The sequence below is a fragment of the Streptomyces sp. 8L genome, from assembly GCF_020176795.1.
Lineage (GTDB): Bacteria > Actinomycetota > Actinomycetes > Streptomycetales > Streptomycetaceae > Streptomyces.
This window is the reverse complement of sequence record NZ_JAIUKE010000831.1, coordinates 1-2,029: the sequence shown is the minus strand read 5'-3', so window position 1 is coordinate 2,029 and position 2,029 is coordinate 1. Positions and strand designations below refer to the sequence as shown.

At 73.3% G+C, this 2,029-nt stretch carries 1 protein-coding gene; it reads right to left on the bottom strand.

From position 1 onward, the window contains the following. Positions 1-7 precede the first annotated feature (7 nt). Entirely contained in the window at positions 8-1,810 is a 1,803-nt protein-coding gene (locus LCE31_RS39210) for an ATP-binding protein (RefSeq protein ID WP_225023028.1), read from the bottom strand. Positions 1,811-2,029 lie beyond the last annotated feature (219 nt).

Here is a 2,029-nt window from a genome sequence, read left to right as displayed (position 1 = left end):
GGGCGCCTCAGACCAGCGCCGTCGCCTCTTCAAGGGAGAGGGCCGCGCCCGCGGCGCGGGCCTCGGGGTGGGCCGCCGTGTCGCCGAGGAGCGCCTCCAGGGTCTCCTTCTCCGCCGCCTCGTACAGCTCCGACTCGTACGGGCTGCGCACATGCCCCTCGGGCACCAGTGCCTCGTACGCGCCCAGCAGGCGTACCGCGTCACGGCCCGGTCCCGCGCCCATCTCCGGTGCCATGGTCCGCGACAGCGGCATCAGGGAGTGGTTCAGCGCCTCGCGCACGCCCTCCCGCGCCGCCGCGAAGCTGCCGTCCTCCACGTCCAGCCAGGCCACGGCCGCCGCGATGAACCCGCCGAAGAACGCCAACGACTGGTCGTGGAACAACTCCTGGACCTGGCGCAGCTGTTCGCGGGCCTCCTGTCTGCGGCCCGTGCGGCCGAGCCACAGGGCGAGGAACATCCGGGCCGCAGGGGCCACGTCGTGGTTGTTGCCGCCGCCCTCCTCGGGGCTGTGCGCGGCCAGCACGTCGCGCAGCATCTCCTCCGCCTCCGCGCCCCTGCCCAGTTCGACCAGGTTCTGTGCGAGGCGTACCCGCAGCAGTGCCACGTGGTTGCGCGCGCCCAGCCTCTCCGCATACTGGAGCGCCGCCGTGTAGTCCGCGGCGGCCTCGGCGAAGCGGCAGGTCTTCTCGTGCGCCTCGCCGCGTGCGGCAAGGGCCTCCGCGCTGCCCCAGGCGTCGCCGAGCCGCTCGAAGAGGGCCAGCGCGCGCTCCGCGTCCCGCGTCCCCGCCTCGGCGGTGACGGCCCGGTTGGCACGCACGTTCGCGCGCATGCGGAGCACGCTCGCCAGGTCCCAGTCGTAGCCGAACTCCTCGCACGCGAGCACCGTCTCGTCCAGGGCCTCGACCAGCCGGTCGGCGTGGCCGGTGAACAGCAGCGCCATCAGCCAGAACATGCCGGGGTGGCGGCAGGTCTGGGGCAGCCCGGCCCGGTAGACCCGGGTGACGACGCGCAGCCAGTCCTCGTGCTCGGCGACCCAGGTCTCGACGGAGAGGTCGGCGTTGATCATCTCCAGGATGCGTACCTCGCGCCTGGCCTCCTCCAGCACCTCGTCCGACATCGGCGGCGGTGTGTCGGTGCACCGCTGGTGGATCGGCGGCGCGGGCCCCGCGGGCTCGGCGAACGGGTCGGGCCCGAGCTCGACGGCGGCCGTCGCCCAGTGCCGTGCCTCGACGCGCTGGTCGACCATCTGCCAGTACCAGGTGAGGGAGAGCACCAGGCAGAGCACTTCGTGCTCGTCGCGGGCCGCGTGCGCCCTGCGCAGGGCCGTCCGCAGGTTCTCGTACTCCCGCTGGAGCGTGTCGAGCGCGACGCGCTGTTCCGCGCCGCGCAGCAGCGGGTCGGTCGTGCGGGCGAGCTCCCGGTAGTGCACCAGGTGCGCGCGCTCGGCGGCGGCACGGTCACCGGCCTCGTCGAGCCGTTCCGCCGCGTACTCGGCGACGGTTTCGAGGAGGCGGTAGCGCATGCCCGCGTCCGGGTGGGACGCGGGGACGGCGACGACGAGGGACTTGTCGACGAGCGACCCGAGGACGGTGGCGATGTCGTCGCCGCGAGCGCGCGGGGGCCGGCTTCCGCCCGGAGCCGCGTCCGCCGAGGGCCCGTGGCCGGGGTCCGCGCAGACCGCTTCGGCCGCCGTGAGGTCGCAGCCGCCCGCGAAGACCGACAGCCGCCGCAGCACCGCACGCTCCCCCGCGTCCAGCAGATCCCACGACCAGTCCACCACCGCACGCAACGTCTGCTGCCGCGGCAACACCGTACGACTCCCCCGACTCAACAACCGAAACCGGTCATCCAACCGATCCGCGATCTGACGCGGCGACAACACCCGCAACCGCGCAGCCGCCAACTCGATCGCCAACGGCAGACCATCCAACCGACGACAAATCTCCCCCACCGCCCCCGCATCCACCCCAGGATCAAACCCAGGACGCACCGCACCACCCCGCTCACCGAACAACCGAAACGCCGCATC